Origin of the sequence: Micromonospora sp. S-DT3-3-22 (assembly GCF_015354745.1) — a bacterium.
GTDB lineage: Bacteria > Actinomycetota > Actinomycetes > Mycobacteriales > Micromonosporaceae > Micromonospora > Micromonospora wenchangensis.
In genome coordinates this window covers 77,272-83,484 of record NZ_JACGMO010000013.1, presented here as the reverse complement: position 1 = coordinate 83,484, position 6,213 = coordinate 77,272, and the positions used below count along the sequence as shown (strand labels likewise).

At 74.1% G+C, this 6,213-nt stretch carries 5 protein-coding genes and 1 pseudogene; 2 read left to right on the top strand and 4 right to left on the bottom strand.

Annotated elements, in window-relative coordinates:
* From H1A17_RS06110 to H1A17_RS06100, 3 genes and pseudogenes are all read right to left on the bottom strand, one after another.
* Nucleotides 1-698 (bottom strand): annotated as a pseudogene (locus H1A17_RS06110) (hypothetical protein); the annotation flags it as partial.
* Nucleotides 695-1,411, bottom strand: coding sequence for a thioredoxin domain-containing protein (locus H1A17_RS06105; RefSeq protein WP_145918139.1), 717 nt, complete (start codon nucleotides 1,409-1,411; stop codon nucleotides 695-697). The gene H1A17_RS06105 and the pseudogene H1A17_RS06110, both read right to left, overlap by 4 nt.
* Complete coding sequence (locus H1A17_RS06100; RefSeq protein ID WP_194821336.1) at nucleotides 1,404-1,928, bottom strand: MauE/DoxX family redox-associated membrane protein; 525 nt, start codon at nucleotides 1,926-1,928, stop codon at nucleotides 1,404-1,406. Before H1A17_RS06100 ends, H1A17_RS06105 begins: the two co-directional genes overlap by 8 nt.
* Before the next feature lie 352 nt (nucleotides 1,929-2,280).
* Between H1A17_RS06100 and H1A17_RS06095 the strand changes: the two genes are divergently transcribed.
* Together H1A17_RS06095 and H1A17_RS06090 are read left to right on the top strand one after the other, a co-directional pair.
* Entirely contained in the window at nucleotides 2,281-3,936 is a 1,656-nt protein-coding gene (locus tag H1A17_RS06095) for a copper resistance CopC/CopD family protein (RefSeq protein WP_145918141.1), read from the top strand.
* Nucleotides 3,937-3,953: 17 nt separating this feature from the next.
* The gene (locus H1A17_RS06090; protein WP_145918142.1) at nucleotides 3,954-4,688 is read left to right on the top strand and encodes a YcnI family protein; all 735 of its coding nucleotides are present in this window, start codon (nucleotides 3,954-3,956) and stop codon (nucleotides 4,686-4,688) included.
* A 201-nt stretch (nucleotides 4,689-4,889) separates the two neighbouring features.
* Here the strand turns inward: H1A17_RS06090 and H1A17_RS06085 are convergent, their stop codons facing one another.
* Complete coding sequence (locus H1A17_RS06085) at nucleotides 4,890-6,164, bottom strand: glycosyltransferase family 87 protein (protein WP_194821335.1); 1,275 nt, start codon at nucleotides 6,162-6,164, stop codon at nucleotides 4,890-4,892.
* Between the last annotated feature and the right edge of the window lie 49 nt (nucleotides 6,165-6,213).

Below are 6,213 nucleotides of genomic sequence, written 5' to 3'. Positions count from 1 at the left end.
CCGCCGAGGGCGAGCACCCCGCCGACGCCGCGTAACGCCCGGGTACCCGGGCGGGTGCCGGCCGGCGGCAGCCCCGCCGCGCCGACCAGCAGCGCGCCGAGGGTGGCGGCCACCCACCAGGGGTACGGGTCGGGTGGCGGCACCCAGTCGAGGGTGCCGTGCAGCTCCACCGGCTCGTCGCCGTCACGCAACGCGACGCTCCACTCCCGGACCCGGTGTTCCCGGCCCGGGTCGGCGGCCACCGGGGCGGGCACCCCGGACTCCCGCCACAGGGCCCGCTGGTCGTGCCAGCGGACCCGCCGGTCGTCGCCGATCCGGCGCCACTGCGGGGCGGCGGCCGGGTCGGCGGTGGCGGGCAGCGCGGTGTCCCCGGCGAGGGTGCGGTTGAGGTACGTGGCGGGGGAGCGGACGTTCTCGTACACCCCGCCCGGCCCGACCCGCAGGTACGGCTCCCCGGAGTAGCCGATCACCTCGACGTCCCGGTCGGAGTGGTTGACCAGTTCGAGCCGGGCGCCCGCCTCGACGGCCCGCGCGGTCAGCCCCGGCCGGGCCGGGGTGATCCCGGTCACCGTGGTGCGGTAGTCGGTGCCGTCGGGGGCGTCCGCCCCGTGCGCGTACGCCGGTGCGGCGCCGCCGAGGAGGCCGAGCAGTACGGCGGTGACCAGCAGTACGGCCCGCCGCAGGGGTGCCGGGGTCACTTGCCGGCCGCCTCCACGGCGGCGGTGATGCCCGCCGGGCTGCGGTCCTCCACGGCGGTGCCGTTCACCTTGATGGTCGGGGTGCCGGTGACCCCGGCCTTGCTGGCGTCGTCGGTGACGTGTTCGGTCCACGCCGTGTACGTCCCGTCCCTGACGCAGGAGCCGAAGTCGTCCTTGTTCAGCCCGACGCCCGCGCCGATGTCGATCAGCTGGTCGTTGCTCAGCCCGGCGCTGCCCTCCGGCGGCTGTTGGGCGAACAGCGCGTCGGTGAACTCCTTGAACTTGCCGCCCTTGGCGGCGCAGCCGGACGCGGCCGAGGACCGGGTGGAGTATTCCGTGGTGGAGAACCGGTTGAGGTAGGCGACCGGGTGGAAGACCACCTTGGCCTTGCCGGAGCTGACCAGCTGGTTGACGGTCTCCCCGCTGGTCTGCTGGAACTGCTTGCAGGCCGGGCAGAGGTAGTCCTCGTAGAGGTCGATGGTGACCGGGCCGGTGCCGAGCACGACGCCGGTGCCGGCGTCGTTCGCGCCGGGCGGGGCGGTGAAGGTGTCCGACTTCTGGCTGGAGTAGACGCTCCACCCGACCAGGCCGGCGATGACCAGCACCACCACCGCCCCGACGGAGGTCCAGAGGGTCCGCTTGCGACGCTTCTCCCGGGCGATCTGTTCGCGGACGACCCGCGCGGCCTGGTTGCGTCCCTTACGACTACTCATCGTCGTCCTCCACGGATGGGTCGCCCGCGAGCCAGCCGTCCACCGAGAACGGGGTGCGGGGCCAGATCAGCAGGAATCCGGCCAGGGCCAGGAATCCCAGGTCCCGGAGGATCTCCGGGAGGTAGCTCGGGGACTGGCCGGCGGCGAGCTGCCCGCCGCTGCCGAAGCACCCGCAGTCGATGGCCAGGCCACGGGCCCAGGCCGAGGCGATGCCGGCGACGAACACCACCAGCAGCGCGGCGGAGATCCCGGCGCTCAACCGGGTCGCCAGCCCGGCGAGCAGCAGCAGGCCCAGCGCCAGTTCCACGAACGGCAGCGCGGCCCCGATCGCCGTCGCCACCTCGTAGGGCATCACCTGGTACGCGTTGACGGCCCGGCCGGAGGCGGCGAGGTCACCGACCTTCGTCCCGCCGGCGTACAGCCAGACGGCGGCCAGGCCGAGCCGGGCGGCGACGCCGAGCCAGGGGCGGACGAGCGGCCAGCGGCCGGCCGGGGTACGCGCGGTGGTCACGCTCATTGGTCGTCCCGCCCGGCTCGCGGGTTCCCCGGGGTGACCGGTCGCCGGGTCGCCGGCCGGGGCACCGGGGGCCGGTCGGGGCCGGGCGGTGGCCCGCTACGGCCGGTGGCGGAGGGGTCGCGGTGAGCGGGGATCACGACAAGCCAGGCTACGCGGCGTGGCGGGGGCGGGCAGGGTCCTTCGGCCCTTTCCATGGTCCCGCTCACGTCGGGAACTTTTTCCCGCTGCCGTACGACTACCTGCTCATGACGCCCCACCACCTGCGGCAGGCGCCCCGGCCGCCGTGGACGCCCCGTGCCGTCGCGGGGTGGCCGGGTGGGCGTACCGGCCCGCCGTCAGCGAGCATGGCGGGATGAACGCAGTCGATCGTCGCCGGCTGGCCCGGCTGGGGGCCGCCGCCGGCCTGCTGGTCACCCTCGTCGCCCTGCTGCTCGCCCCGGCCGGGCCGGCGGGCGCCCACGCCGTGCTCTCCAGCAGCAGCCCGGTGGCCTCGTCCGTGGTGCCGAGCGCCCCGTCAGAGGTGGTGCTGACGTTCAGCGAGTCGGTCCGCAAGGTGCCCGACAAGGTACGCGTCATCGCGCCGGACGGCTCCCGCGCCGACCGGGGTGAGCCCCGGTTCGAGGGGTCGGTGGTGACGATCGGGGTGGACCCGGCCGGCCCGCAGGGCACCTACCTGGTCAGCTACCGGGTGATCTCCGCCGACAGCCATCCGGTGTCCGGGGCGTTCACCTATTCGGTGGGGGCGCCGTCGACGCCGCCGACCGACGCCGGCTCGGACAGCCGGGCCGATCCGGTGGTCGGCGTGGGCGTGAAGGTGACCAAGTACCTGGGGTACGCCGGCCTACTGCTGGTGGTGGGTCCGGCGCTGGTGCTGGCCGCGCTCTGGCCGCTGCGGCTGTCCCGGCGCGGGCCGGCCCGGCTGCTCTGGTCCGGCGTGGGGCTGCTGGCCGTCGCGACGGTGGCCGAGGTGTGGATGCAGGTGCCGTACACCGCCGGTGGGGGGTTGTTCGACGTCACCGGGGAGGGCCTGTCCGAGGTGCTGGGCAGCGGGTACGGCACCGCCCACCTGATCCGGCTGGGCCTGCTCGCGGCGGCGGTGTTCCTGCTCCGGCCGCTGACCCGGGGGCCGGTGGGGCGTACCGACGGGATCATCCTGACCGGGCTCGGGGTGGCCGGGTTGTTCACCTGGCCGCTGGCCGGGCACCCGGCGGCCTCCCCGGCCCCGGCGGTGTCGGTCCTCGTCGACGCGGTGCACCTGGGCAGCATGGCGGTCTGGCTGGGCGGCCTGGTGATGCTGGCCGGGTTCCTGCTGCGCCGGGCCGACGAGCGGGAGCTGGGGGCGATCCTGCCGATCTGGTCCCGCTGGGCGGCGCTGGCGGTGGCGGCGCTGCTGCTGGCCGGCGTCGTGCAGGGGCTGATCGAGGTGGCCAGCGTCGAGGCGCTCACCGGCACCACGTACGGTCGGCTGCTGCTCGCCAAGATCGGGCTGTTCGCGCTGGTGGTGGCCGTGGCCGCGTACTCCCGGCAGTTGGTGCGCCGGCGGACCGCGGCGGCCCGGCCGCTGCCGGTGCGGCGCGCGGTCTGGGTGGAGCTGGCGATCACCGCGGTGATCCTGGGCGTGACGGCGACCCTGGTGCAGACCCCGCCGGCCCGGACCGCAGTCGACGGGGGTTCCGGTGCCGACGCCGGCTACTACTCGACCACGCTTACCAGCCCGATCTACTCGCTCCAGGTGGAGCTGGACCCGGCCGAGCGGGGCAACAACTCGATGCACCTGTACGCGTACACGCCGGACAACCGGCCGCAGCCGGTGGTGGAGTGGAAGGCCACGGCCGCGCTGCCCTCGGCCGGCGTCGAACCGATCGACATCCCGCTGCTCAAGCTCACCGACAACCACGCGACGGGGGAGTTCAGCTTCCCGTCGGCGGGCCAGTGGCAACTGCGCTTCACGGTCCGTACGTCCGATATCGACCAGGCCACGGTGACCGCCACCGTGCCGATCAAGTAAAGAAGGGCCCGTCCCCGATGATCCGTCTCCGGCGCTCCGCATCCGCCGCCACGCTCACCCTCGCCGCCGTCACCGCCACGGTGCTCGGCTTCGCCGGGCCGGCCGCGGCGCACGTCACGGTCAACCCGAAGGAGGCGACCCAGGGCAGCTACGGCCGGTTCGCCATCCGGGTGCCCAACGAGAGCGACACCGCCTCCACCGTCAAGATCGAGGTGAACCTGCCGGAGAACGCCCCGGTCGGCTCGGTCTCCACGATGCCGGTGCCGGGGTGGACGGTGGCGGTGGAGAAGCGCAAGGTGGACCCGCCGATCGAGGTGCACGGCAGCCAGCTCACCGAGGCGGTGTCGAAGCTCACCTGGACGGCCGCCGCCGGTGGGGGCGTCAAGCCGGGCGAGTTCCAGGAGTTCCCGGTCTCGTTGGGTCCGCTGCCGCAGGTCGACAAGATGGTCCTCAAGACGCTCCAGACCTACTCCGACGGCAACGTGTCGCGCTGGATCGAGGAGCCCACGCCGGGTGCGGAGGAGCCGGAGAACCCGGCGCCGGTGCTGACCCTGACGGCGGCGGCCGCGTCCCCCTCGGCGGCCCCGGCGGCGGCGGGCGCGCCGGCCGCGAAGGACGACGACGATGACGACGACTCGGGTTCGACGGCGGTCGTGCTGGGTGTCGCCGGGCTGCTGGCCGGCCTCGGTGGGCTGGCCCTCGGCGGGCTGGCCTTCGCCCGGACCCGGCGGGAGCCGACGCCGAAGTCCTGACCCGTACCACCCGCACCGGCCCGTCGGACCCCGTCCGGCGGGCCGGTCGCGTCGTGCGGTGACGTCGGACGGGCCCGGACGCGGTGACGGCCCTCCGCGCTGCCGACGCGGAGGGCCGTCTCACCGGGGGATCGGTGTGCCGTGGGTCGTGACCGACTGAGCCCAGATTAGCGCCAAAGGTCGGACAAGGGAATGTCTGTCCTATTGGTGCTGCCGGTGGGCGGTCGGCACGGGCGCCCGCTCCCGCTGTCGCCGGACCGGCAGCAACACGAGCAGCAGCAGCGCCAGCAGCACGTACGCGTTGCGCAGCAGGAACTCCCAGGGGTTGTCCGTGCGGGCCGGCGCCACCCCCCAGTCGTAGAACGAGACCACCCCGTAGACGATCACCAGGCCGGTGCCGACGGCGAGGGTGAGCAGCCGCCGCCGGCGGCGCGCCCCCGCCGGGGACTGCGGGTCGGCGTCGAGCGCCGCGTCCACCAGCACCACCACCGCCGGGATGAACCAGTAGATGTGGTGGGTCCAGGTGATCGGGCTGACCAGGCCGCCGACCAGTCCGGTGAGGGTGAGGCCGGTCAGCCAGTCACCGGCCCCGGCGGCGCGGGCCGCCCGCCACAACCCGTACCCGAGGATCGCCACGACCAGCACCAGCCAGAGCAGCCGGTTCGGCTCCTGCGGCGCGTCGATCCGGCTGAGCAGGCCGAACAGCGACTGGTTGCCGGTGTAGTCGGTGCGCCCCACCCGGTCGGTGGCCCACAGCTCGTGGGTCCAGAACCGCCACGAGTCGCGGGGGGCCACCGCGGCGGCCAGCAGCGTCGCCGCCGCCGCCGTGACGCTCGCCACCGCCGCCGCCCGCCACCGCCGGGTCACCAGCAGGTAGACGATGAAGATGCCCGGGAACAGCTTGAGCGCCGTGGCCAGCCCGACGCCCACCCCGGCCCAGCGCCGCGCCTGCGGTACGGCGAACAGCAGGTCGGCCAGGATCAGCACCACCAGCAGCATGTTGATCTGACCGAAGGTGATCGTCTCCCGGGTGCTCTCCACCGCGAAGACCAGCAGCACCGCCACGGTCAGCGCGTACGTCCGGCGCAGACCGTGCCGCTCGATCACCGGCAGCACCAGCCACCGGGTGGTGACCACGACGGCGACGCAGGTCAGCGCCGTGAAGATGACGATGGTCTGGCCCAGCGGCAGCACCCCGAACGGCCGCAGCAGCAGGGCACTGAACGGCGGGTACGTGAAGTACAGCTCACCCTGCACCCGGTCGGGCTGCACGTAGTCGTAGAGCGGGTGCCCGGACGCCCACCAGTCCATCGCCCGCATGTAGATCTTCAGGTCGAAGAAGTCGTGCACCAGGCCCGGCAGGTAGAGCGCCGGCAGCACGGCGGCCAGCGCCAGCACCGTGACGACCCGACGGACGGTACGGCTCCGCTGGTCCTCCGGGGTGGTGACGGGGGGAGCGACGGATTCGGCGGGCACGGGGAAACCCTAGCGGTCCCACCCCCCGACAGTGCCGAGGCGCGGGGAC